21 protein-coding genes are annotated in these 24,757 nt (G+C 71.6%); 13 read left to right on the forward strand and 8 right to left on the reverse strand.

Going from position 1 to position 24,757, the window contains the following annotated elements:
• Window positions 1-151 precede the first annotated feature (151 nt).
• On the reverse strand, window positions 152-847 hold the full coding sequence (locus tag FHX80_RS05510; protein ID WP_145763165.1) for a TetR/AcrR family transcriptional regulator: 696 nt from the start codon (window positions 845-847) through the stop codon (window positions 152-154).
• A 105-nt stretch (window positions 848-952) separates the two neighbouring features.
• Window positions 953-2,578, reverse strand: coding sequence for an MFS transporter (locus tag FHX80_RS05515; RefSeq protein ID WP_145763166.1), 1,626 nt, complete (start codon window positions 2,576-2,578; stop codon window positions 953-955).
• A 198-nt stretch (window positions 2,579-2,776) separates the two neighbouring features.
• Between FHX80_RS05515 and panB the strand changes: the two genes are divergently transcribed.
• The 3 genes from panB to FHX80_RS05530 all read left to right on the forward strand — a co-directional run bounded on the left by panB (window position 2,777) and on the right by FHX80_RS05530 (window position 5,649).
• Window positions 2,777-3,664, forward strand: coding sequence for a 3-methyl-2-oxobutanoate hydroxymethyltransferase (panB, locus tag FHX80_RS05520; RefSeq protein WP_145763167.1), 888 nt, complete (start codon window positions 2,777-2,779; stop codon window positions 3,662-3,664).
• A 111-nt stretch (window positions 3,665-3,775) separates the two neighbouring features.
• A complete protein-coding gene (locus FHX80_RS05525) occupies window positions 3,776-4,795 on the forward strand; it encodes an ATP-binding cassette domain-containing protein (protein ID WP_145763168.1) in 1,020 nt (339 codons plus the stop codon).
• Window positions 4,792-5,649 (forward strand): ABC transporter permease, encoded by an 858-nt coding sequence (locus tag FHX80_RS05530; protein ID WP_145763169.1) that lies wholly within the window; start codon window positions 4,792-4,794, stop codon window positions 5,647-5,649. Before FHX80_RS05525 ends, FHX80_RS05530 begins: the two co-directional genes overlap by 4 nt.
• Window positions 5,650-5,659: 10 nt before the next feature.
• Here FHX80_RS05530 and FHX80_RS05535 read toward each other — a convergent pair whose 3' ends face one another.
• Window positions 5,660-9,064, reverse strand: a complete 3,405-nt coding sequence (locus FHX80_RS05535; protein ID WP_145767091.1) for an AfsR/SARP family transcriptional regulator — start codon at window positions 9,062-9,064, stop codon at window positions 5,660-5,662.
• Between the two features lie 203 nt (window positions 9,065-9,267).
• Here FHX80_RS05535 and FHX80_RS05540 point away from each other — a divergent pair, with 203 nt between their 5' ends.
• A complete protein-coding gene (locus tag FHX80_RS05540; RefSeq protein WP_145763170.1) occupies window positions 9,268-10,065 on the forward strand; it encodes a site-2 protease family protein in 798 nt (265 codons plus the stop codon).
• A gap of 37 nt (window positions 10,066-10,102) precedes the next feature.
• On the opposite strand, the gene FHX80_RS05545 is transcribed toward FHX80_RS05540, so the two are convergent.
• On the reverse strand, window positions 10,103-10,294 hold the full coding sequence (locus tag FHX80_RS05545; RefSeq protein WP_145763171.1) for a hypothetical protein: 192 nt from the start codon (window positions 10,292-10,294) through the stop codon (window positions 10,103-10,105).
• A gap of 96 nt (window positions 10,295-10,390) precedes the next feature.
• Window positions 10,391-11,101, reverse strand: a complete 711-nt coding sequence (gene npdG / locus FHX80_RS05550) for an NADPH-dependent F420 reductase (protein WP_145763172.1) — start codon at window positions 11,099-11,101, stop codon at window positions 10,391-10,393.
• A 139-nt stretch (window positions 11,102-11,240) separates the two neighbouring features.
• On the opposite strand from npdG, the gene FHX80_RS05555 reads away from it, so the two are divergent.
• Together FHX80_RS05555 and FHX80_RS05560 are read left to right on the forward strand one after the other, a co-directional pair.
• A complete protein-coding gene (locus FHX80_RS05555) occupies window positions 11,241-11,843 on the forward strand; it encodes a hypothetical protein (protein ID WP_145763173.1) in 603 nt (200 codons plus the stop codon).
• Window positions 11,844-12,148: 305 nt separating this feature from the next.
• Entirely contained in the window at window positions 12,149-13,459 is a 1,311-nt protein-coding gene (locus FHX80_RS05560) for an MFS transporter (RefSeq protein WP_145763174.1), read from the forward strand.
• Window positions 13,460-13,490: 31 nt separating this feature from the next.
• Here FHX80_RS05560 and FHX80_RS05565 read toward each other — a convergent pair whose 3' ends face one another.
• Complete coding sequence (locus FHX80_RS05565) at window positions 13,491-13,724, reverse strand: hypothetical protein (protein ID WP_145763175.1); 234 nt, start codon at window positions 13,722-13,724, stop codon at window positions 13,491-13,493.
• A 58-nt stretch (window positions 13,725-13,782) separates the two neighbouring features.
• Between FHX80_RS05565 and map the strand changes: the two genes are divergently transcribed.
• Entirely contained in the window at window positions 13,783-14,640 is an 858-nt protein-coding gene (gene map / locus FHX80_RS05570) for a type I methionyl aminopeptidase (protein ID WP_145763176.1), read from the forward strand.
• A gap of 265 nt (window positions 14,641-14,905) precedes the next feature.
• A complete protein-coding gene (locus FHX80_RS05575; protein WP_145763177.1) occupies window positions 14,906-15,571 on the forward strand; it encodes a biliverdin-producing heme oxygenase in 666 nt (221 codons plus the stop codon).
• Window positions 15,572-15,812: 241 nt separating this feature from the next.
• On the opposite strand, the gene FHX80_RS05580 is transcribed toward FHX80_RS05575, so the two are convergent.
• Together FHX80_RS05580 and FHX80_RS05585 are read right to left on the reverse strand one after the other, a co-directional pair.
• Entirely contained in the window at window positions 15,813-17,414 is a 1,602-nt protein-coding gene (locus FHX80_RS05580; protein ID WP_145763178.1) for an HtaA domain-containing protein, read from the reverse strand.
• Between the two features lie 72 nt (window positions 17,415-17,486).
• The gene (locus FHX80_RS05585) at window positions 17,487-18,908 is read right to left on the reverse strand and encodes an HtaA domain-containing protein (RefSeq protein WP_145763179.1); all 1,422 of its coding nucleotides are present in this window, start codon (window positions 18,906-18,908) and stop codon (window positions 17,487-17,489) included.
• A 135-nt stretch (window positions 18,909-19,043) separates the two neighbouring features.
• Between FHX80_RS05585 and FHX80_RS05590 the strand changes: the two genes are divergently transcribed.
• The 5 genes from FHX80_RS05590 to efeB all read left to right on the forward strand — a co-directional run bounded on the left by FHX80_RS05590 (window position 19,044) and on the right by efeB (window position 24,735).
• Entirely contained in the window at window positions 19,044-20,123 is a 1,080-nt protein-coding gene (locus FHX80_RS05590; RefSeq protein ID WP_145763180.1) for a heme/hemin ABC transporter substrate-binding protein, read from the forward strand.
• Window positions 20,124-20,158: 35 nt separating this feature from the next.
• Window positions 20,159-21,220 carry a FecCD family ABC transporter permease gene (locus tag FHX80_RS05595; protein ID WP_145767092.1) on the forward strand — a complete coding sequence of 354 codons (1,062 nt, stop codon included), beginning with the start codon at window positions 20,159-20,161 and terminating at the stop codon, window positions 21,218-21,220.
• On the forward strand, window positions 21,217-22,056 hold the full coding sequence (locus tag FHX80_RS05600; RefSeq protein WP_145763181.1) for a heme ABC transporter ATP-binding protein: 840 nt from the start codon (window positions 21,217-21,219) through the stop codon (window positions 22,054-22,056). The genes FHX80_RS05595 and FHX80_RS05600 overlap by 4 nt, the downstream gene beginning before the upstream one ends.
• Before the next feature lie 190 nt (window positions 22,057-22,246).
• Window positions 22,247-23,383 (forward strand): iron uptake system protein EfeO, encoded by a 1,137-nt coding sequence (gene efeO, locus FHX80_RS05605; RefSeq protein WP_145763182.1) that lies wholly within the window; start codon window positions 22,247-22,249, stop codon window positions 23,381-23,383.
• Between the two features lie 23 nt (window positions 23,384-23,406).
• Window positions 23,407-24,735 (forward strand): iron uptake transporter deferrochelatase/peroxidase subunit, encoded by a 1,329-nt coding sequence (gene efeB / locus FHX80_RS05610; RefSeq protein ID WP_244318137.1) that lies wholly within the window; start codon window positions 23,407-23,409, stop codon window positions 24,733-24,735.
• The last annotated feature ends 22 nt before the right edge of the window (window positions 24,736-24,757 follow it).

Below are 24,757 nucleotides of genomic sequence, written 5' to 3' on the forward strand. Positions count from 1 at the left end.
CCAACGACCCTAGGCGATGAGCGACGCGTTTCCCGCCGTCGACGACGGCTGTACTGCCACGAGGACGAACAACGGGTGCGGTGGGTTCCGGCCGGGGGCGGTCTGCGGGGGCTTGTGACAGAACGATCACACTTACGCCGGTCCGGGCGCGTCAGCCCCGGGCCGGGGCGCCGGGTCCGGTGCCCGGCTGCCGCGGTCCGATGCCCTCGACCAGCAGCCGGATGATGCGGTCGGCGAGATCCTCGGGCAGTGGCGCGTCCGGCCGGTGAACGGTGCGTACGAGCATGGGGCCGAGGAACAGGTCGTCCATCAGCTCCACATCCGTGTCGTCCCGCAGTTCACCGGCTTCGACGGCTCGCCGGACGGCGGCGAGCATGGCGACCCGGCGCGGTGCTATCACGGTGCACTGGTACTCGGACCAGAGCCGGGGATGACTCTTCATCTGGGCGAAGACGTTGTGCAGCAGCACCGAGGAACGCTGGGCCAGGCCGCGCCTGCGCATCGACTCCAGCAGGACGCGCAGATCGCCGAGCCCGCCGGTGCCGGAGACATCGGGTTCCGGGGGCTCGATGTCCCTCAGGACGTCGACGAAGAGTGCCTCCTTGTCGGTCCAGCGCCGGTAGATGGTGGCCTTGCCGACGCCGGCGGTACGGGCGATCCGCTCGATGGACAGGCCGGCGAGGGGTTCGCCGGCCTCCAGCAGCTCGACGACGGCGTCCAGGATGGCCCGCTCGGCCGCCGCACTGCGTGGACGGCCGCGGCGGGGCTCCTGGTCGTCGCCGGGGCCGCGGTCGCGCTCGTGCTCGCGCTGATCATGCTCGTCCCGGTCCGATGCCTGAGCCTGCACGTGAAACCACCTTTCGCCCCCCCGATTCTCGCCGAAGCGGACGAGGCCCGGCAGCCCGGCCGCCAACAGCCTGATCGGGCCATCAGCCGTGCCGGGCCACGGGTGTCACTGTGCCGCGCTCGCGGGCACCGTCGACTCGTCCTGCGTGTCGCCCTGTGTGCCGTCCGGTGAGGCCGTCTGCTGGGCGGGCGGCCTGCCCGGCAGGAACAGCGCGACCACGATCGCTCCGAGCAGGGCGACGAAGGCCGAGCTGATGGCCGTGACGTGCATGGCGTTCAGGAAGGCGTCGTACGCGGCGGCGACCAGCGGGGTGCCCGCCGGTCCCATCTTCTCCGCGACGCCGAGCGTCGCCTCGATCGACTCCGCCGCCACGTCCCTGGCAGCGGCCGGGACCGCGCCGAGATGCCCCTCGATGTCGCCGCGGTAGACGGCGGACAGCACCGATCCGAGTACCGCGATCCCGAGCGCCCCGCCGACCTGCCGGAACGTGTTGTTGACGGCCGAGCCGGAGCCGGCCTTCTCGCGCGGCAGCGCCTGCATCACGGCGACGGTGACCGGCGGCATCACATGGGCCATGCCCGTGCCCTGCACGAAGAAGATCAGACACATCAGCCAGACGGGGGTGTCGGCGTCGAACAGCGCGAACGCCGCCAGTCCGACGGCGACCATCAGCATGCCGGCGGTGCACACGGCACGGACGCCGAACCGGGCGACCACGAGCCGGGCCCTGGGCGCGAAGACCAGCTGGGCGATGGCCAGCGGCAGGATCAGCAGCCCCGACTGCAGGGCGCTCCAGCCCCGCACGCTCTGCATGTAGAAGGCGGAGAAGAACGTCACGCCCATCAACGCGAAGAAGACCAGCGCGATGGCGGCGACGGCGGCGGAGAAGGCCGGCTTCCTGAAGTACGTGACGTCGATGGCCGGGCTGCTGCTGCGCTTCTCGTGGAGGACGAACACCACCAGGACGACCAGGCCGCCGATGACCGGCGCGAGCACGGAGACGTCGGTGAAGTCGGCCAGTTCGCCGCCGCGGATGATGCCGTACACCAGCAGCACCAGGCCGATGATGGAGAGCACCACACCGATCGGGTCGAGACGGCCCGGCTTCGGGTCCCTGGAGTCCGGTACGAGCACCAGCATCGCGATCAGCGCGATGACCACGACGGGCACATTGACCAGGAAGATCGAGCCCCACCAGAAGTGTTCGAGGAGCAGCCCGCCGGTGATCGGGCCGATCGCGATGCCGAGGCCGACGCTGCCGGCCCAGATGCCGATGGCCTTGGGCTGCTCGTCGCGCTCGAACACGTTCATCAGGACGGCGAGGGTGGCCGGCATCACGAAGGCGGCGCCGAAGCCCATCACGGCGCGCCAGGCGATGAGTTCGCCGGGCGAGCCGGACATGGCGGCGAAGGCCGAGCCGATGCCGAAGAGCACGATGCCGAGGAGCAGCACCTTCTTGCGCCCGATGCGGTCGCCGAGCAGGCCCGCGGTGAAGAGCAGTCCGGCGAAGACGAGGGTGTAGGAGTTGATCGACCACTCCAGCTCGCTCTGGGTGGCTCCCAGTCCGGTGGGGGCGGGGGAGGCGATCGTCTTGACCGCGACGTTCAGGATCGAGTTGTCGAGCACCACGATGAGCAGGCTGAACATCAGGACGACGAGGATCGCCCAGCGGCGGCGGTGGACCGCCTCCGGGACCTGGGGCACGGCGGGAGCGCCGGACGGTATGGACATGGGCGAGAGCCTAACGTCGTTTCGATACGGGACCGTCTCGTATTGGAAAGTCTTTACCGGCGGGAACCTGCCGCCACGCTGCCGCCGTCCGGGCGACATGTGCGGGCCCACTTCCCGTGACCGGCTCGGGGATGCCACCATGGAGGGGATCCGGGGACGCCGTCAGGGTGCCTCGAGATGATGAAGGAGCCGTTGGCAATGTCGCTTCAGGCTGCGCAGAACCAGTCCGCCACACCCCCCGCGGGAGCCCCCACCGACAGCAGCAAGGCGCTGTACGGAGGCAAGAGCAACCGCCGCGTCACCATCCACGACATCGCCGCCGCCACCGAGCGCGGCGAGAAGTGGCCCATGCTCACCGCCTACGACGCGATGACCGCGTCCGTCTTCGACGAGGCCGGCATCCCGGTCATGCTCGTCGGCGACTCGATGGGCAACTGTCACCTCGGCTACGAGACCACCGTGCCCGTCACGATGGACGAGATCGCCATCCTCTCCGCCGCCGTCGTACGGGGCACCAGGCGCGCCCTCGTCGTCGCCGACCTGCCCTTCGGCGCCTACCAGGAGGGCCCGGTCCAGGCCCTGCGCAACGCCACCCGGCTGATCAAGGAGTCCGGGGTCGGCGCGGTCAAGCTGGAGGGCGGCGAGCGCAGCCACGAGCAGATCAAGCTGCTGGTCGACGCCGGCATCCCGGTCATGGCCCACATCGGGCTGACCCCGCAGTCCGTCAACGCGATGGGCTACCGGGTGCAGGGCCGCGGCGAGGAGGCCGCCCAGCAGATGCTGCGCGACGCCAAGGCCGTGCAGGACGCGGGCGCGTTCGCCGTCGTCCTGGAACTCGTACCGGCCGAGCTGGCCGCCGAGGTCACCCGCACCCTGCACATCCCGACCGTCGGCATCGGCGCCGGTCCGGACACCGACGCCCAGGTGCTGGTCTACACCGACATGGTCGGGCTGACCGGCGGCAAGGTGCCGCGCTTCACCAAGCAGTACGCCGACCTGCGGCAGATCCTCGGCGACGCCGCGAAGGCGTACGCGGACGAGGTCGTCGGCGGCACCTTCCCGGCGCCGGAGCACACCTTCCACTGACCGGTCCCACCGGCCGGACGACCACTGCCGGCACCACCGACAGCCCGCCGACTTCCCCCATCGGCGGGCTGTCGGCCCACTGTCGGTGGGCTGTCGGTGGCGGCTGGTCTGATGGGGGACATGACGCGAATCGACAAGAACCCCAGGACCGGCGGGAACGCCGTCGAGGTACGGGGACTGGTCAAGCACTACGGCTCGACCAAGGCTCTGGACGGCGTGGACCTCGATGTGCGCGAGGGCACCGTCCTCGGCGTGCTCGGCCCCAACGGCGCCGGCAAGACCACTCTCGTACGCTGCCTGTCCACCCTGATCCTGCCCGACGCCGGACACGCCGTCGTGGCGGGCTACGACGTGGTGCGGCAGCCCCGCCAGCTGCGCCGCACCATCGGTCTGACCGGGCAGTACGCCTCGGTCGACGAGAAGCTCTCCGGCTGGGAGAACCTCTACATGATCGGGCGGCTGCTCGACCTGCCGCGCAAGAAGGCGCGGTCCCGCGCCGACGACCTGCTCGAGCGCTTCTCGCTCACCGACGCGGCGAAGAAGGCCGCGATGGACTACTCCGGCGGTATGCGGCGCCGGCTGGACCTGGCCGCGTCCATGATCGGCAGCCCGTCCGTGCTCTATCTGGACGAGCCGACGACGGGACTCGACCCCCGTACCCGTAACGAGGTCTGGGACGAGGTGCAGCGGATGGTCGCGGAGGGGGCGACCGTGCTGCTCACCACCCAGTACATGGAAGAGGCCGAACAGCTCGCCAGCGAGCTCACCGTCATCGACCACGGCAGGATCATCGCCCGCGGCGGTGTCGACGAGCTGAAGGCCAAGGTCGGCGGCCGCACCCTGCAGATCCGGCCCTCCGACCCGTCCGAGCTGGCCGCGATGGCCCGGGCGCTGCGCGAGACCGGTCTCGACGGGGTCGCGGGCGCGCAGGCGGTCCCGGACGAGGGACTGCTGTACGTACCGATCCTCAGCGACGAGCAGCTCACCGCCGTCATCGGTCTGCTCGGCACCCGGGGCTTCTCGCTGGCGCACGTCGCCACCGCGCTGCCCAGCCTGGACGAGGTGTTCCTCGCCATCACAGGCGGCAAGACCACCGCCACCGAAACGATTCCCCAGGAGGTCGCGGCATGAGCACGACGACTCTGACGCCCACCCCCGCCGACGCGAAGGTGGTGTCCCCGGTCACCGAGGTCCACGACGAGGGCCGGATCGGGCTGCGGAACAACCTGCGGCACATCGGAGCGCTGGTACGGCGCAATCTGCTCCAGATCAAGAAGGATCCGGAGTCGATGTTCGACGCGCTCCTGATGCCGGTGATCTTCGTGCTGCTGTTCGTGTACGTCTTCGGCGGCTCCGTCGGCAGCAGCATGGGCGGCGGCCGGCAGGAGTACCTGAACTACCTGATCCCCGGTCTGATGGCGATGATGGGCATGAACATCGCCATGGCCGTCGGCAGCGGTGTCAACGACGACTTCCGCAAGGGGGTCATGGACCGGTTCCGCACCATGCCGATCGCCCGTTCCTCGGTGCTCATCGCCAAGATCGTGGTCGAGCTCGGCCGGATGATGGTCGCCACGCTGATCCTGCTGGGCATGGGCTTCGCGCTCGGCATGCAGCTCCACGGGTCGGTGCTGGGACTGATAGGGGCGATCGCGCTGGCGGCCGCGTTCGGCGCCGCCATCATGTGGATCTTCATCCTGCTCGGACTGAGCATGAAGACGGCCCAGGCCGTCCAGGGAATGGGGATGATCGTGATGATGCCGCTCCAGTTCGGCTCCTCGATCTTCGCCCCGCCGCAGACGATGCCCGGCTGGCTCCAGACGTTCACCGACTACAACCCGCTGTCCAACCTGGCCGACTCGGCGCGCGCTCTGATGATGGGCGGCCCGGTCGGACACTCGGTCTGGCTGACGCTCGGCTGGACCGTGGTCATCACCGCGGTGATGGCCCCGCTCGCGGTGTCCAAGTTCCGCAAGAAGTCCTGACGGACGGGGTTCAGTCCCGGTACGCGTCGACGAGGGCGGCGGCCTCCTCCAGGGAGAGGCCGCCGCCCTCGGCGTATGCGGCCTCGAAGGCGGCGTCCCCGAGAGCGGCCCGAGCCAGCTCCTCGGCCGCCGCGTAGTTCTCCTGCTCCATCGACGTCGGCACATGACCGCTCGGCAGCAGCTCCCGGCAGGCTCCCAGCAGCCGCGCCGCCAAGGCGGCCCGGCGCTCCCCGCCGAGCCCGCCCAGCGCCCGCGCGACACTGACCAGCTGGATCACGGACATCTGCGGCGCCATCATCTGCGACAACCGGTCGCCGGACCGCGCCAGCGCCTCCCGGCTCCTGGGCAGGGCGTCCGCGTGGAGCCCGTCCACGTTGTCCAGCCAGGCCAGACCGCCCAGCACGAATCCGTCGAAGATCCCCAGGTTCTCCGCGCCGAACTCGTCGCGCAGGACACCGAAGTGTTCGCGGGCCTCGGCGGTACGGTCGGACCGGCCCAGCCACATGGCAAGGAAGAGCCGGGCGAAAGACCGCGCCCCGTGGGCCGGATGCCGCGCCTCGTCGAGCACCTCCCGCAGGATCGCCTCGCCCTCCGCGCCGCGGTCGAGCTCGGTCAGCACGGAGGCGTAGCGGGTGCGGAGCACCGACACCTGGGCGCGGGCGCCGATCTTCTCCGCGTAGCCGACCGCGGCCAGGTAGTCCTCGGCCGCCCGGACGTACTCGCCCTTCTTCTCGTTGGCCTCGCCGCGCGAGGAGAGCGCCTCGGCCGCGCCCCAGTCGTCGCCGAGGCGGCTGAAGATCGCCAGGCTCTCGTCGGCGTCCGCACCGGCCTCGCCCGACCAGTCGGGCCGGTTGGCCAGCACGTTGGCGCGCATCTGGAGCGCGGCGGCCAGCTCCCACTCGTAGCCGAACCCCCGTGTGGCCAGGACCGTTTCGTCCAGCAGCTCGCGCAGATCGCCGATGTCCCCGGTGATCAGGATCGCGAAGAACCAGAGTGACGCCGGGGAGCGGCAGGTCTGCGGCTGGCCGGCCCGGTAGGTGGTGGAGATGACCCGCAGGCGCGCCATGCTGGCCTCGCTCATCCACTCCTCCATCACGTGGTCCATGCTGACCAGCTGGATGAGCGCGACCTGGCGCCGCGCCTCCTGGAGCAGCTCGGGGCGCATCGGAGGGGGCGCGTCGGTGCAGCGTTCGTGGAGGGAGGGCGCGGGGCCGGCGGACGGGGCGAACGGATCGGGGCCGAGGGTGGCCGCTGCCTCGGCCCACTGCAGGGCATCCGCGCGCAGATCGCGTATCTGCCAGTACCAGGAGAGCGAGATCACCATGCACAGGGCCTCCTGCTCGTCGCGGGCGGCGACGGCGTGGCGCAGGGCGGTGCGCAGATTCTCGTACTCGCGCTGGAGCAGTTCGATGGCCGCGAGCTGTCCGGGTCCGCGGAGTTCGGGGTCGGCGGTACGGGCGAGCTCCCGGAAGAACACCAGGTGCCGCCGTTCGACGGCTTCCCGCTCGCCCGCCTCGTCGAGCCGTTCGGCGGCGTACTCACCGACGGTCTCCAGGAGGCGGTAGCGCATCCCGCCGTCCGCTGCGGGTGCGGCGACGACGAGAGACTTGTCGACGAGTGAGCCGAGCTCCGCGGCGACATCGTGCGCGTCCTGCGGCCGGTCCGCGCAGACCGCCTCGGCGGCGGCGAGGGTCCAGCCGCCGGAGAAGACCGACAGCCGCCGCAGCGTGGCGCGTTCCCCTGCGTCCAGGAGGTCCCAGGACCAGTCGACGACGGCCCTCAGGGTCTGCTGACGCGGCAGTACGGTGCGGCTGCCGCCGGTCAGCAGGCGGAAGCGGTCGTCGAGCCGGTCGGCGATCTGGCGCGGGGTGAGCATCCGCAGCCGGGCGGCGGCGAGTTCGATGGCGAGCGGCAGCCCGTCCAGGCGGCGGCAGATCTCGGCGGTGGCCGCGGCCGTCCGCTCGTCCGCGTCGACCCGGAAGCCGGACAGTGCGGCGGCGCCGCGGTCGGCGAACAGGCGCAGCGCCATCGGGCCGGGCAGCGGGTCGACGGGCCGGACGAACTCACCCGGTACGCCGAGGGGTTCACGGCTGGTCGCCAGGACGGTGAGATCCGGGCAGCGGGCCAGCAGATGGTCGGCGAGGGCGGCGGCGGCCTCGATGACGTGCTCGCAGTTGTCCAGGAGCAGCAGCATGCGGCGCCCGGAACAGTGCTCGGTGAGCCGGGCAAGCGGTTCGTCCCCGCTCCGTTCGACGGCGCGGAACTCCTCGGCGCCCGCACCGCGCAGCACCGTCTCGCGGCCGCCGAGCGCGGTGAGGACGGCCTCCGGCACGGATTCGGGGTCGTCGACCGGCGCGAGCTCGGCCATCCAGACCCCGTCGGGCCAGGCGGCGGGATCGACGGATTCGGCGGCCTCCTGGGAGAGCCGGGTCTTGCCCGCGCCGCCGGGGCCGAGCAGTGTGACCAGCCGGGCCCGGGAGAGATCGCCGCGCAGGGTGTCGATGTCGCTCTCCCGTCCGACGAAGCTGGTGAGCCTGACCCGTAGGTTGCCGGGCGGGGCGACGGGGGCGGCGGGGCTGCCGGATCTCGCAGGCCGGCCGACGGGTGATGCCGGGGCTGTCGGGGCCGCCGGGGCCGCCGCCAGGTCCGGACGGGCCGGTTGAGCCGGTTGGGCCGGTTGGGCGGGCGGCGCCGGCTGCTGGCAGAGCAACTCGGCGTGCAGTGCGCTCAGTTCGGCGCCCGGGTCGGTGCCGAGCCGGTCGGCGAGCACGGTGCGCACCTCGTCGTACGCGGCCAGCGCCTGAGCCGTACGTCCGGCGTCGCGCAGGGCGCGCAGCCGGAGCGCCTGGAGGGGTTCGTCGATGGGGTGCTCGCCGCAGAGCTCGGCCAGCTCCGGCAGCACCCGCTCGGCCCGGCCGAGGGCGAGCGCGGCGGCGATGCGGATGCGGCGGGCGTCGAGCCGGCGGGCCGTCCAGCGCGCCGCGACGGTGTGGCGGTCCGGGAGGTCGGCGAGCACCGGTCCGCGCCACAGGTCCAGCGCGTCGTCGAGGACGCTCACGGCCTTCGCCGGATCGCCCTCCTCCAGGGCCCGCGCCCCCTCCCCCGCGAGCCGCTCGAACCGGTACAGGTCGACGGTGTCCGGTTCGGTGGCCAGCCGGTAGCCGTTCTCCGCCGAGGCGACCGCCGCATGGCCGAGCGCCCGCCGGAGCCGTCCCACGAGTGCCTGCAGGGCGCCCGGCGCGTCCGCGGGCGGGTCCCCGTCCCACACCTCGTCGACGAGCACGGCGGCCGGCACCGTCCGGCCGGCCCGCAGCGCGAGAACGGTGAGCAGGGCGCGCAGCCGCGCCCCGCCGACGGCGACGGCCGTGCCGTCGTCGCGGAGTGCCTGGGTGGTACCGAGGATGCTGTAGCGCACGCGCCCATTCTCCGTGGCCGGAGCCGGGAGCGGGACCGCCGCCCGGCCGTATGCGGACGAACCGTCCGCCGTACTGCCTGTCATGCCCCCACCCTTCACGGAACCACGGGCAGGATGCCAGACGTTTTGGCCGTGTCGCCTGTACGGTCGGGTCTCGCCGCCCGCCCGCTCCCGTTCCTCCCGCAGCCACCTGGAGCCTGCCGATGACCACCGCAACAGCGCGCAGCGACCGGCGGATCAGCCCGGTCTTCCTCGGGATCGCCGCCGTCGCGGCGGTGTCCGGCTGGGCGGTGTGGACGGATTTCGCCGAACAGCCGGGGTTCGCCACGTTCCTCTTCGTCACGGCGGCCTGGGTCGTGTCGCTCTGTCTCCACGAGTACGCCCACGCCAGAACCGCGCTGCACAGCGGCGACATCTCCATCGGCGCCAAGGGATATCTCACACTGAATCCGTTGCGCTACACGCATGCCCTGCTGAGCATCGTGCTGCCGGTGCTGTTCCTGATCATGGGCGGGATCGGGCTGCCGGGTGGTGCGGTCTTCATCGAGCGCGGCCGGATCCGCGGCCGCTGGCGGCACAGCCTGATCTCGGCGGCGGGCCCGCTGACCAATGTGCTGTTCGCGATCGTGTGCACGGCGCCGTTCTGGCTGGACGCGCTGGCCGGTGTCCCGGCCGCCTTCCGCTACGCGCTGGGCTTCCTGGCGCTGCTCCAGGTGACGGCGGCGATCCTGAACTTCGTACCGGTGCCGGGTCTGGACGGCTACGGGGTGATCGAGCCCTGGCTCTCGCACTCGGTACGCCGCCAGGTGGAGCCGTTCGCCCCGTTCGGGCTGATCGCGGTCTTCGCCCTGCTGTGGGTCCCGGGCGTGAACGCGGCGTTCTTCGACGCGGTCCACGCGCTGCTGCGGTCGCTCGGCGTCAGCGACTTCGACACGTACTGCGGTCTCGACTCCTACCGGTTCTGGCAGACGCCGGATGCGCGTTGCTCGCCGAACGGCTAGGAAGCCCCTTGCGCGGCCAGGAAGCCCCTTTACGCGGCTAGGAGGCGCTCTGCGCGGCCTGGGCAGCGGTGCGCCTGCGGCGCAGGTAGTACCAGGCCATGTTGGACGAGAGCCCGACCAGGAGCACCCAGACGATCCCGAGGAGCCAGCTGCCCTGCACGAAGGAGAGCACAGCCGCGGCGACGGAGAGGACGCAGACGACGACGGCGTAGAGAGCGAGGCGGGGCATGGGGACGGCTCCTGTCGGGGGATGGCGCGCGGTCCCGTCCAGTGTCCCCCATGCCCCCGGCCGCTCCGAGCGCGGTACGGCCGGGGGCGGTGCGGCTCACACGTCGGTGATGCGCAGTCCCGCGTGTGCCTTGTAGCGGCGGTTGACCGAGATCAGGTTGGCGACCAGCGACTCGACCTGGTGGGCGCCCCGCAGTCGTCCCGCGAAGATGCCGCGCATTCCGGGGATCCGGCCGGCCAGCGCCTGGACGAGGTCGGTGTCGGCGCGGGCCTCGCCCAGCACCAGCACATCGGTGTCGATCTCCTCGATCGTCTCGTCCTGGAGCAGCACGGCCGAGAGGTGGTGGAAGGCGGCGGTGACCCGGGACTCCGGCAGCAGGGCGGCGGCCTGTTCGGCGGCGCTGCCCTCCTCGGGCTTCAGGGCGTAGGCGCCCTTCTTGTCGAAGCCGAGCGGGTTGACGCAGTCGATGACGAGCTTCCCGGCGAGCTCGTCGCGCAGCGACTCCAGGGTCTTGGCATGACCGTCCCACGGCACGGCGACGATCACGATGTCGCTGTCGCGGGCGCACTCCGCGTTGTCCGCGCCGCGGACGCCGTGGCCGATCTCCTCGGCGGCGGCCTGCGCGCGGTCGGCCGCGCGGGAGCCGATGACGACCTGCTGTCCGGCGCGGGCGAACCGGTAGGCGAGTCCGCGGCCCTGCGGGCCGGTGCCACCGAGTACGCCGACGGTGAGGCCGGACACGTCGGGGAGGTCCCAGGGGTCCTTGGCAGGGGGCTTGGGCGCGCTGCCGCTGTCATTCGTAGTCATGGCCCCGACAGTACTTCCAGGCGAGGCGGGGTCGCCCCGTCGCCGGACCGCGATCCCGATCACGTTCCCGGCCCCGTTCGGATGGTTCCTCGGCCGTTCCCCCACGTGGGACCCGGCGTGTGGTGCAGGATGCCGGGCCATGGATGCCGTACGTGTGGCGCTGCTGCGTGAGGTGCTCGCCGGTACCGAGTGGCCGGCCGCCACCCGGCGGTTCGCCGGGACGCTGCGCTCGTCCGTCGTCCCGCACCGCGGCGGGCTGCTGCTGGTGGGGACCGAGGTGTACGAGCCGTGGCATCTGGCGGCGCATCTGGTGGACGAGTCCACCTGGTCGGGGCTGCCCGAGCTGACGCCCACGCTGGTACGCCACCGGGTGGAGCCCGGCGACCCGGCGCACCTGGCCGTCGGCCTGGGCCGGATCGAGGCGGCGGGGCGGGGCGAGACGCTGCTCCTGGTGGTGCCTCGGTCTCCGGGCGAGGGCCTGCTGGAGCGGGTGCACGATGCGCGCCGGGCCGGGGCGACGGTGCTGTCGCTGGACAACGGCGATCCGGAGGTCCGGGGCCTCGCCCATGAGGCGCTCTCCGTCGCGGGCGGCGACGACGTCGACCTGGACACGGTCCAGCACCTGGTCAGTGCGGCGGCCGGGGAGAACGGCGTGCCCGTGCCGCGCGGGCGGCGGCGCTTTCGCGACCGGCTGTCCCGGCTCGCCGACCAACTGACGGCGCCCCCGCCACCGCGCTGGTGAGCGGGGGCCTGCTCCTGGAAGGGGGCGGGCGGCGCAGGCCGTGCTCGGGGTACGAAGCGCGTGTCGGGCCGACCCTGCGGCGCGTTGTGCGTGTCGGGCCGTGCCCGCAGTAGGAAGCGCAGGCCCACCCCGCGGCACGAAGCGCGTGTCAGACCGTGTCCGCGGCACGAAGTACGTGTCGGGCCGACCCCGCGGCACGAAGTACGTGTCAGGCCGTGCCCGCGGAGCGAAGTACGTGCCGGGCCGACCCCGCGGCGCGAAATGCAGTTGCACCGGGCACGTTTCCCGACGGACCATGACCCCTCGTGACCTCTCGTCCCTCGCTCGCCGCCAGGCTGGCCACGCTGCTTCCCGACCTCTCGCCCTGGCGGTCCTCGGCGGACTTCCGGCTGCTCTGGGTACAGGGGCTCGTCACCTTCTTCGGCAGTTCCATGGCCCTGATCGCGCTGCCCCTCCAGATCAAGGACCTCACCGGGTCCCCCCTCGCCGTCGGCGCGATGGGCGCGGTCGAGCTCGTACCGCTGGTCGTGTTCGGCCTCTACGGCGGTGCGCTCGCCGACTCCGCCGACCGCCGCAAGGTCATCCTGGCCACCGAGGCGGGGCTCGGGCTGCTCGCGCTCGTCCTCCTGGTGAACGCCGCCCTGCCCGACCCGATGCTGTGGCCGCTCTATGTGGTGGCCGGGGGCGTCTCCGCCCTCGCGGGGCTCCAACGGCCCGCACTGGACTCGCTGATGGCCCGGATCGTGCCGCACGACCAGCTCACCGCGGCGGCCGCGCTGAACTCGCTGCGCTGGCAGGTCGGCGCGATCATGGGCCCGGCGGTGGCGGGCCTGGTGGTGGCCTATGCCGGGCACGCCACGGCGTACTCGATCACACTCGTCACGTTCGCCGTCTCCGTCCTGCTGTGCCGCGGGCTCGAGCCCGCACCGCCCACCGAGAAGGGGAAGAAGCCTTCGCTGCGCGGCATCGCGGAGGGAGCGCGCTACGCCTGGAGCCGGCCGGTGCTGCTGGGGACGTACGCGATCGACATGGCGGCGATGTTCTTCGCCTTCCCGAACACGATCTTCCCGTTCCTCAGCGACGAGCTGGATGCCGAGTGGTCGCTGGGGCTGATGTACGCGGCGGGCTCGGTCGGCTCCCTCGTACTGGGGCTGACCAGCGGCTGGACCTCACGGGTGCGCAGGCACGGGCTGTTCGTGGTGTTCGGTGCGGCCGTCTGGGGGCTGGCCATCGCGGCGGCCGGCTGGTTCGGCAACGTGTGGCTGGTGCTGGTCTGCCTGGCGGTGGCCGGTGCGGGCGACATGCTCAGCGGGCTGGGCCGTTCGACCATCTGGAACCAGACGATCCCGGAGGAGCTGCGGGGCCGGCTGGCGGGCATCGAAGTGCTGTCGTACAGCGTCGGCCCGCAGCTGGGCCAGGTGCGGGCCGGCGGCATGGCGGGCTGGACGGGGACCCGCTCCGCGGTCTGGAGCGGGGGCGTGGCCTGCGTCGCCTCGGTGGCGCTGCTGGCGGCGGCCCTGCCGAAGCTCCTCACGTACGACTCGCAGACGGACGAGGACGCGCTGCGCAGGCGCGCACAGCGCGAGGAGGGCCTGGAGGCGGCGCCCGCGGGCTGAGCCCCGGCGCGGGCCCCGGCCCCCCTCGCCCTCAGCCGCTCGCGTTCTCGTCCGGCCCCTGACGGTCGTGCCACTTGGGGTCGGTCTCCCACTCCAGGTTCCGCTCCTGCGCGGTCTCCATGGCGTGCTGCGCCTCCTCGCGGGAGGTGTAAGGGCCGAAGCGGTCCTTGGCAGGGCACTCGGGGCCCTCTTCCACCTTCTTGTGCTCCAGGCAGTAGTACCACTCGCCGGGCTTGCCGACCGTGCGCTTCTTGAACAGGGCCATCGTCGGCTCCTTTCCTCGATGCCATGCTGCCCCAGACACGCTGGTTAGACTCGCTGACATGTCTGGCCAGTCGCTGCTTGTACCAGGGGAGCTCACTCCCGTCCGTTCCGTGCCCGGAAACATCCGGCGCCCCGAGTATGTCGGCAAGCCCGCTCCGACGCCGTACACCGGCCCGGAGATCCAGGACGCCGACACCGTGGAGCGCATGCGCGTCGCGGGGCGGATCGCCGCGCAGGCGATGGGTGAGGCCGCGAAGCTCATCGCGCCGGGCGTCACGACGGACGAACTCGACCGGGTCGCCCATGAGTTCATGTGCGATCACGGCGCCTATCCGTCGACGCTCGGCTACCGGGGCTTCCCCAAGTCGCTCTGCGCCTCGCTCAACGAGGTGATCTGCCACGGCATCCCGGACTCGACGGTGCTGCGCGACGGCGACATCGTGAACCTCGACGTGACGGCGTACATCAACGGGGTGCACGGCGACAACAACGCCACCTACCTCTGCGGTGACGTGGACGAGGAGTCGCGGCTGCTCGTGGAGCGCACCGAGGAGTCGCTGAACCGGGCGATCAAGGCGGTCCGGCCGGGCCGCCAGGTCAATGTGATCGGGCGGGTCATCGAGTCGTACGCGAAGCGCTTCGGGTACGGGGTGGTGCGGGACTTCACCGGGCACGGGATCAATTCCTCGTTCCACTCCGGCCTGATCATTCCGCACTACGACAGCGAGCACGCCACCACCGTGATGAAGCCCGGTATGACGTTCACCATCGAGCCGATGCTGACGCTCGGGACCCACGACTACGACATGTGGGACGACGGCTGGACCGTGGTGACGAAGGACCGCAGGCGCACCGCCCAGTTCGAGCACACGCTGGTGGTGACGGAGACGGGCGCCGAGATCCTCACGCTCCCGTAACCGAACCCCTCTCCGCATACAACGGCCGCCCACTCGGGCGGCCGTTTTTCGTGCGCCCGTTCCTTCACGTCCGCCCTTCGGGCCCGTGTGACCGGGCACGGAACGGGGTACGTTTTACCGACAAGGCGTCGGGAAGCAGTTGACTTAGGTAAACCTAAGTAGGAAGATCGACACATCGACCGGCGCTGCGAAACACAGCCGCGGTGGGCCGATGTTTCCGTCTCTTTCTGGACTTCCCGTCCCCCCTGGTCCCCGGAGGCCCGCCTTGGACGCAACCGTCACCGCCACATCCTTCTCGACGCTGATCCGCACCGCGTCGCACGAGCAGCACACCGAGGCGGAGACCTCGACCTTCATGAGCGACCTGCTCGGCGGGCGCCTCGGCGTGGACGCGTACACGCGCTACACCGAGCAGCTGTGGTTCGTGTACCGGGCCATGGAGGACGGTGCCGAGGCACTGCGCAACGACCCGGTCGCCGGTCCGTTCATCCAGCCCGAGCTGATGCGCACCGCCGAGCTGGAGCGCGATCTGGCGCATCTGCGGGGTGCGGACTGGCGCGAGGGCCTGGAGCCGCTGCCGGCCACGGCCGTGTACGCCGACCGGGTCGCCGAGTGCGCCCGTACCTGGCCCGCGGGTTACATAGCGCACCACTACACCCGCTACCTGGGCGACCTGTCGGGCGGCCAGATCATCCGCGACAAGGCGGAGCGGACCTGGGGCTTCGAGCGCAAGGGCGACGGGGTGCGGTTCTACGTCTTCGAGGGGATCTCCAACCCCGCCTCGTTCAAGCGGGGCTACCGCGAGCTGCTGGACGCGGTGAACGCGGACGACCTGGAGAAGCAGCGGATCGTGGACGAGTGCAAGCGGGCCTTCGCGCTGAACACCGCGGTGTTCCGGGAGCTGGGGGAGGCCTTCCCGCTCAGCGCGTAGTGCGTAGCGCTTGGCGCTTGCGGTGGGGTGGTGACCGGAGTTGTCGGCCGGGGCCGCCCCGCCGCTTCGTTTTGTCCTCAATCGCCGGACGGGCTTGGTCTACCGACGGACGGGTTGAACTGCCGCCGTCGATGCCGGCGGGTACGTCGTAGTCACTCACCTGCGCATTGAAGCACCGCCCGGGTGCCTGCCCTGCGAAAGGGCCGGTACCCGGGCGGCGGTGTCGCGCGGTGCGGCAGGATCAGACGGTGCGGCGACGGCGGGCCACGACGACCGCTCCGGCGCCGGCCGCCACGATGAGGCCCGAGGCGGCGAACAGTGCGCCGGTCGGGACGTCGGAGCCGGTGGCGGCGAGGGCGCCCGAGCCGCCGACCGTACCGCCGCCGCCGCCCACGGTGCCGCCGGTGACCGAACCGCCCGTGGTCGACGAGCCTCCGGTGGTGCCCGTGCCGCCCGTGCCTCCTGTGGTGGACGAACCGCCGGTGGAGCTCTCGCCGGACGGGAGTTCGGCGTCCTTGTCCAGGGCGACCGAGACGGTCAGCGCGTCGAGCTGCTCACCCACCTGGTACATCCCGCCGAAGGCCTTGGTGCCGCCGGAGGTGAGGGTCGCCGGAACGGCCGCGAGGGTCACCACGCCGTCCTTGGCGGTGAGTCCGCCTGCGGGCAGCTTGAGGTCGGCGACGGCCAGACCGGTGTGGGCGGCGACCTTCTTCGTCCCGCGGTCCTTGGCGGACACGTCGGCGATGAGCTTGCCCTTGGTCCCGTCGGCCTGGATCTTCAGGTTGGTCAGGGAGAGGTCGAGCGTGTACGCGCCGTCCTCCTGGTGGCCCAGGAAGCGGACCTTGCCTTCGAACTCGGCGTTCAGGGTCTGTCCGGCGGCGTCGAAGTGGCCGGTGGCGTCGGGGAAGCGGTAACCGTCGCCGGAAGCGGTCGCGCCGCCCGTCGTCTCGACCTTGCCGTGGGCGATGGGGCCCGTGACGTACGTACGGAAGGAGGCCTTGACGCCCCAGTTCAGGGTGCCGTCGACGATGGCGCCCGAGTCGGCGGCCGGCTTGTCGGTGGCCGTGACGCTCGGGGAAGGCTTCGGCGTCGGCTGCGTGGTGGGCTTGTCCGTGGGCTTCTCGGTCGGCTCGTCGGTGGGCTCGGCCGGGTCGGTCGGCTTCTCGGTCGGCTTGTCGGTCGGCTCGCCCGGATCGGTCGGCTCCTCGGTCGGCGCCGCGACCGCCTTCACCGTGAGCGTGGCCGGGTCGAGGACCTCCCCCACCGGGTACTGGCCGTTCAGTGCGTCGGAGCCCGCCTTCGTCAGCTTCGCGGGGACGTCCTTGAAGACCATCGCCCCGCCCGCGCCCTGACCGGGCCTCACGGCCGACAGGTCGAGGTCCGCGACCGCCACATCGTTCTGCGTGCCCTGCGGGGTCGCCACGTCGGCGGTGATCGCACCGCCCGTACCGGCGGTGGACAGCTTGACGTCCGACAGCGTGATGTCGAGGACGCCTCCGTGGGCCGAGAAGTTGATGCCGCCGTCGAAGGCGGTGTCGGTGCCGTGGGTGGTCATGTCGTACGTGCCCTTGCCGTTGACAAAGGTGAACACACCGTTGCCGGCGGCCTGGGTGGCGCCGTCCTTGACCGTGATCTTGCCCGCGGCGCCGATGTACTTGCGGAAGGACTCCTTGAAGCCCCAGTCCAGCGTGCCGTCCTTCAGCTCCATGGCCGGGGCGGCCGCGGCGGCACCGTCCTTGGCGGACTGGCCCGCCGCGAACGCGGGGAGGGCGAAGGCGGCACCGAGGGTGGCTGCGGTGGCGACGGCTGCGGCGAGAGCTATGGGGCGGCGGGTGGCTGCCATGGTCGGTGGTCTCCTCAGGGATGAACAGGAATCAACGGGGGGTGATGCGGAGGGGGAAGGAAGGAGTGCGGGTCAGGAGGGGGTGGCCGGAGTCGACCGGTTACGGCGTACCAGGACCAGCACGCCGACCGCGGCCGCGGCGAGCACGCCGACGCCGCCGAGGGCCAGGTACAGCCCGGCCGGGGAGCCCTCGTCCGCCGCGGACGCCGCGGCGGACATGGGGGCCGTGGCGGTCTTCGGTACGGGAGTGTCCGACGGCTGCGCCGAGGGTGCGGGGTCGCTGCCCAGATCGGGGAGCGCGGGCAGCTTCGCCTTCGCGTCGACGGCCACGGCGAGTGAGACCGGGTCCATCGCGGTGCCCGCCTTGTAGAGGGAGCCGAAGGCCTTGGCCCCGTCTGCGGTCAGTGTCGCGGGGGCCTCCGTGAGGACCGCGAGGCCGCCCTTCGGTGCGAAGTCCTTGGCGGTGAAGGTGACGAGCGGCACGGCCTTGCGCGTGTCGCCGTCGCTCAGGACGTCGGCGCTGAGCGTGCCCGCCCCGGCCTTCAGCCGGACCGCGAACCGGGAGAGCTTCAGGTCCAGGCCGCCCGCCCCGCTGAAGCGGACGCTGCCTGTGAAGGCGGCCGCCAGACTCTGGTTCTTCGGGTCGTACGTGCCCCGGCCCTTCGGGAAGCGGAACAGCGCGCCGCCGTCCTGGGCGCCCCCGGCCAGGGTCCACTTCCCCTGGCCGATCGAGCCGGTGACGTACTCCCGGTAGGTGCGGCGCACGCCCCAGTCGACGGCGGCGTCCTCGAAGCGGCCCGCCGCCTCCTTGGGCTTCGCGCTGCTGCCCGACTTCTCGGGGGACTTCGAAGCGGCGGGTTTCCCGGCCGGGGCGGAGGTGTCCACGGAGAGGCTGACCGGGTCCAGTGGCGTACCGGCCGTGTAGTAGCCGGCGAAGGACTTCGCGCCCTGCGAAGTCAGCGTGGCCGGGACGTTGTTGAGGGCGATGGGGGTGCTGCCGCCCCTCATGTCGATCCCGGACAGGCCGAGCGTGGCCATCGGTACCTGGGCCATGGAGGTGACCCGGCCGGTCGCCCGGTCCTTGCTGACCATGTCCGCGTACACGGTGCCGCTGCCGCCCTGGATCCGGACGGTGGGACGGCTGATCGTGAGGTCGAGCTCGTAGGAGCCGTCGGACTTCTTGTGGCCGGCGAAGCGGACACCGCCCGAGAAGCCGGACGCGAAGGCGCCGCTCGCCGGGTCGTAGGAACCGGTGGCGGAGTGGAAGCGGAACTGGCTGCCGCCGACCGTGGCCGCGCCACCGGTCAGGCTCCAACTGCCGTGGGCGATGGGGCCCGTGACATAGCTCTGGAAGGAGGACTTGATCCCCCAGTCCAGCCGGCCGCCCTGCACCGTTCGGTTCGCCGCTTGCGCGGCGGTGGCCGGGAGCAGGGCTACCAGCAGTACCGCGAGAAGCGCGACGGCAAGCGCGCGGGCAGGTCTGAACGGCGACATGGACCCCTCCGAGGCCTAGAAACTCAGGTAAGGCTAACCTAAGCTATATAGATCTTGTGTCGGCACCCCCCTTCCGTCACATCCTTCGCAATCCATCTCCAACTGCACGCCGCAGAACGACAGGACGGTGCCCCAGTGCGCTTCTCGCAGGACTTCGCCCCGCCGGGCCGGGACACCGGGCGACCGAGGCGCGGGCGCACCGGCCTCCTGACGGCCGCCATGTCCCTGGCGACGGCTCTGCTGCTGACCGGCTGCGGTGGTACGGGAACTCCCGGGGCGAGGACGGCGGGCGCCGGGGCCACCACGGCCGCGGAGGCCGACCGGATCGAGCCGCTGACCACCGTGCCCGCAACGAAGTTGCCCGTCACCGTGGAGTCGGCGGACGGCAAGCGGACCACGATCACGTCGGCCGACCGGATCGTGCCGCTGACCGGCGGCCTGAGCGAGATCGTCTTCACCCTCGGCCTCGGCAAGCAGGTCGTGGCCCGTGACATCACCGCCACCTTCGAGCAGGCCGCCGAACTCCCCGTGGTGACCCGCGCCCATGACGTGTCGGCGGAGAGCGTCCTGTCCCTGAGGCCCACCGTCGTCCTCGCGGACACCACGACCGGCCCGGCCGAGGCCATCGAGCAGATCCGGGACGCCGGGATTCCGCTCGTCGTCGTCGCACCGGCCGTGGAACTCGCCGACGTCGGCCGCCGGATCGACACGGTGGCGGCCGCCCTGGGCGTACCGAAGTCCGGCAGCGAGCTCAAGCAGCGCACCCAGGACCGCGTCGACGCCGTCCGCACGTCCGTGCCCGCACCGGCCGACGGGGAGAGGAAGCCGCGGGTCGCCTTCCTCTATCTGCGTGGCTCCGCGTCCGTCTATCTGCTGGGCGGCCGTGAGTCCGGCGCGAGTTCGCTGCTCGAAGCGGCGGGCGCGGTCGACGCGGGCAAGGCATCCGGGCTGAAGAAGGACTTCACCGCCATCACCAGCGAGGCCCTGGCCAAGGCGGCTCCCGACGCGATCCTGGTGATGTCCAAGGGGCTCGAATCCGTCGGCGGTGTCGACGGCCTGGTGAAGATCCCCGGCATCGCCGAGACCCCGGCGGGCATGGACCGCCGGATCCTCTCCATCGACGACGGGGTGCTGCTGAACTACGGGCCGCGCACCGACCGGGTGCTGAGCGAACTGGTGGCCCAGCTCCACCCGAAGGACGGAGCGGCCAAGTGAGCGCCCCGCACGACGAACTCACCCGGCCGCCCGAGGTGGAGAGCCCGAAGCCGAGCGCGCCCCCGGCCCGGCGCTCCGGCGCCGTCACCCTGACCGCCGCGCTGCTCGCCGCCCTCGTCATCTGCTGTCTGCTCTCCGCCGGCCTCGGCGCGTACCGCATCCCGCTCGGTGACGTGGTCGCCTCCTTCCAGCACCGGATCGGACTCGGCGGACACGCCCTGGACCGGGTGGGCGAAAGCGTCCTGTGGAACGTACGGCTGCCGAGGGTCGTCCTCGCGCTGCTGGTCGGGGCGTCCCTCGGCTGCGCGGGCGCCCTGATGCAGGGGGTGTTCGGCAATCCGCTCGCGGAGCCGGGCGTCATCGGGATCTCGGCGGGCGCGGCGGTCGGCGCGGTCGCCTCGATCGCGCTCGGGCTGAGCTTCTTCGGCAACTGGACCATCACCGTCTGCGCGTTCGTCGCCGGACTGCTGACCGTTCTGCTCGTCTACGCGCTGTCGCGGTCCGGCGGCCGGACGGAGGTGGTGACGCTGATCCTCACCGGCATCGCCGTCAACGCCTTCGCGGGCGCGCTGATCGGGCTGTTCATCTTCTTCGCCGACAACGCGCAGATCACCCAGATCACGTTCTGGCAGCTCGGCTCGCTGGCCCAGGCCACCTGGCCCAAGGTGCTGGCCGTGCTGCCGTGCGCGGTGCTCGGACTCGTCCTCGCGCCGTCCTACGCACGGAAGCTGGACCTGCTCGCGCTCGGCGAACGGCCCGCCCGGCACCTGGGCGTCGATGTGGAACGGCTCCGCATCGTGCTGGTGCTCGTCGTGGCGCTGCTGACCGCCGCCGCGGTGGCGGTCGCCGGGATCATCTCGTTCGTGGGGCTGCTGGTGCCGCATCTGCTGCGGATGGCCAACGGTCCCGGGCACCGCTTCCTCGTCCCCGGCAGCGCGCTCGGCGGTGCGCTGGTGCTGGTCGCGGGCGATCTCGCGGCCCGTACCGTCGCCGATCCGGCCGAGCTGCCGCTCGGCGTACTGACCGCACTCTTCGGCAGCCCGTTCTTCTTCTGGCTGCTGCGCAGGACCCGTCGCAAGCAAGGTGGTTGGGCATGAGGACGCTGCGGAATCTCTTCGCGGTACGCGACCGGCCGCTTCCGGCACCGGTCGCCTCCGGTGCCCCGGTCGCCGAGGTGCTCGGGCTTCGGGTACGGCTGGGCGGGCGCCAGGTGCTCGACTCCATCGAGATGACGGTGCACGCGGGCGAGGTGCTGGCACTCGTCGGCCCGAACGGGGCCGGGAAGTCGACGCTGCTGGCCGCGCTGGCCGCCGATCTGCCCGCCGAGAGCGGTGCGGTACGCATCGACGGGCGGCCGGTCACCGACTGGTCCGCGCCCGAACTCGCCCTGCGCCGGGCCGTGCTGCCGCAGTCCGCGGCGCTCTCCTTCCCGTTCCCGGTGGAGGACGTCGTACGGATGGGGCGTGCGCCCTGGGCCGGTACGGAACGCGAGGAGGAGGACGATCCGGCGGTCCGCGCGGCGATGGCGGCGACCGAGGTCACCGAGTTCGCCGCGCGCCCGTTCTCCGCGCTGTCCGGCGGCGAACGGGCCCGGGTCGCGCTGGCCCGGGTGCTGGCGCAGCGCGCCCCGCTGCTGCTGCTCGACGAGCCGACCGCCGCGCTCGACCTGCGCCATCAGGAACTGGTGCTGCGGATCTGCCGGGAGCGGGCCGCCGCCGGGGACGCGGTCGTCGTCGTGCTGCACGATCTGGGGCTGGCGGCCGCGTACGCGGACCGGGCCGCCGTGCTGCACGGCGGGCGGATCGCGGTGGCGGGCCCGCCCGCGGAGGTGTTCACGAGTGTGTTGCTCGGTGAGGTCTACCGGCAGCCGGTCGAGGTGTTCCCGCATCCGCGGACCGGGGTGCCGCTCGTCGTACCGGAACGGACCGCTTGACGACTTCTTTGCCATTGACTGGCTCGCTCATGGGTCGATCGTGATCACTCCGTTCCCGGACTCGTGCAGTGAGAGCTGAATCACTGCACGAGTGGGTATCGGTCAGGTAAGGCTCGGTTAAGTTAGGTCCGCCTCACCTGCCTTTGTCCGGCCTTTCCCCTCTTCTCCTTCATCCTCATGTGGAGCCCGTATGCGAGCCGTTCGTTTCTCCGTCGTCACCGCTGCCGCCACCGTGGCCGCTCTGACCGCCGTCACGGGCTGCGCCGAGAAGAGCGACGGCAAGGGTGAAGGAGCCGTCCAGGTCATCGCGAAGGACGACTCCTGCGAGCTGTCGAAGACGAAGCTGCCGGCCGGGCACGTCGAACTGGCCGTGCAGAACAAGGGTTCCAAGGTCACCGAGGTCTACGTACTGTTCCCGGACGACCGCATCGTCGCCGAGCGCGAGAACATCGGCCCCGGCACCAAGGCCACCATCACGGCGGAGATCAAGGCCGGTTCGTACGAGATCGCCTGCAAGCCCGGCATGAAGGGCCACGGCATCCGGCAGAAGCTCGAGGTCAGCGGAGGCACCGCGGCCAAGCGCAGCCCCGAGATGGACAAGGCCGTCGCCGCCTACCGGACCTACGTCCAGGACCAGGCCGACGAGACGCTGCCGAAGGCCAAGCTCTTCACGGACGCCGTCGCCGCCGGTGACATCGAGGCCGCCAAGAAGGTCTACGCCGACTCGCGGCTCGGCTGGGAGCGCACCGAGCCCGTCGCCGAGTCCTTCGGTGACATCGACCCGAAGGTCGACGTCCGCGAGGACGGCCTGGAGGACGGTCAGAAGTGGACCGGCTGGCACCGCCTGGAGAAGGCGCTGTGGCAGGACAAGAAGCTGGGTGCCGAGGAGAAGGCCCTCGCGCCGACCCTCTACAAGGACCTGCTCGACTGGCAGAAGCGGGTCGGCACGGCGGAGATCACCCCGACCTCGATGGCCAACGGCGCCAAGGAACTCCTCGACGAGGTCGCGACCGGCAAGGTCACCGGCGAGGAGGAGCGTTACAGCCACACGGACCTGATCGACTTCAAGGGCAACGTCGAGGGCGCGGAGAAGTCCTACGAGCTGCTGAAGCCGATCGCGTCGAAGAACGACGCCGCACTGGCCGCCACCCTGGACAAGCGGTTCGCGGAGCTGAACAAGCTGCTGGACAAGTACCGCAAGGACAAGACCTCCTACGAGTTCACCTCGTACGAGAAGGTCGGCAAGGCGGACCGCAAGGAACTGTCGGACGCGGTCAACGCACTGGCCGAGCCGCTCTCCAGGCTCGCCGCCGCGGTGACCAAGTAACGAGTCGGAGAGAGGCTCCGGGCATGTCCGAGAAGACGCAGAACACGGCCGCCGCCGACGGCAACACCGAGGGCGCGGATGCTGGGGTGCCGGATTCCGGGGCCCCGTCGTCGCAGGGCCCCGGCCGCGCCCCCTCCAGGCGGGCGCTGCTCGGCTGGGGCGGCGCCGGACTCGCACTCGGTGCGGTGGCGGCCGGCAGTGCCGTCGCCGCGGTCCGCTCCGACGACACGCGGGTCCCGGCCGCGGACAGTGGCGCGGCGGTGCCGTTCCACGGTGCGCACCAGGCCGGAATCGCCACCGCCGTCCAGGACCGGCTGCACTTCGCCGCGTTCGACGTGACGACGAAGGACCGGGCCGAACTCGTCGCGCTGCTCAAGGAGTGGACCCGGGCCGCCGAGCGCATGACGGCCGGTCACGCGGTCGGCGACGGGGCGTACGGCGGCCTGCCCGAGGCCCCGCCGGACGACACGGGCGAGGCGCTGGGGCTCAAGCCGTCCCGGCTGACGCTGACGATCGGCTTCGGCCCCTCGCTGTTCGCCAAGGGCCGGTTCGGCCTGGCGGACAGGCGGCCCGACGCGCTCGTCGACCTGCCCAAGTTCCCCGGCGACAACCTCGACGCGGCCCGCAGCGGCGGCGACCTGTGCGTCCAGGCCTGCGCGGACGACCCGCAGGTGGCGGTGCACGCCATCCGCAACCTGGCCAGGATCGGCATGGGCCGCACCGCCATCCGCTGGTCGCAGCTGGGCTTCGGCAAGACGTCCTCGACGACACCCGACGCACAGACCCCCCGCAACATGATGGGCTTCAAGGACGGCACCCGGAACATCGCCGGCACCGATACGGCGGCCCTGGACGAGCACGTCTGGGTCGGCGGGAAGGACCGGGCGGGCTGGATGACCGGGGGCTCCTACCTGGTGGCCCGGCGCATCCGGATGCACATCGAGACCTGGGACCGCGCCCCGCTCCAGGAGCAGGAGGACGTCTTCGGCCGCGACAAGGGCGAGGGCGCCCCGGTCGGAAAGGCCAAGGAGCGCGACGAACCGTTCCTGAAGGCGATGCTGCCGACCGCCCATGTGCGGCTCGCGCACCCGGACACCAACGACGGGGCGACGATCCTGCGGCGCGGCTACTCCTTCACCGACGGCACGGACGGCCTGGGCCGCCTCGACGCCGGACTGTTCTTCCTCGCGTACCAGCGCGACACCCGCAAGGCGTTCGTGCCGCTCCAGCGGCGGCTGGCGGCACACGACGCACTCAACGCGTACATCCAGCACGTGGGTTCGGCGCACTTCGCCGTCCCGCCGGGCGTCCGCGACAAGGACGACTGGTGGGGCCGGGCGCTGTTCACCTAGGCCCTCTCGAGTGCCTCGAAGC

The sequence above is a fragment of the Streptomyces brevispora genome (assembly GCF_007829885.1).
GTDB classification, from domain to species: domain Bacteria; phylum Actinomycetota; class Actinomycetes; order Streptomycetales; family Streptomycetaceae; genus Streptomyces; species Streptomyces brevispora.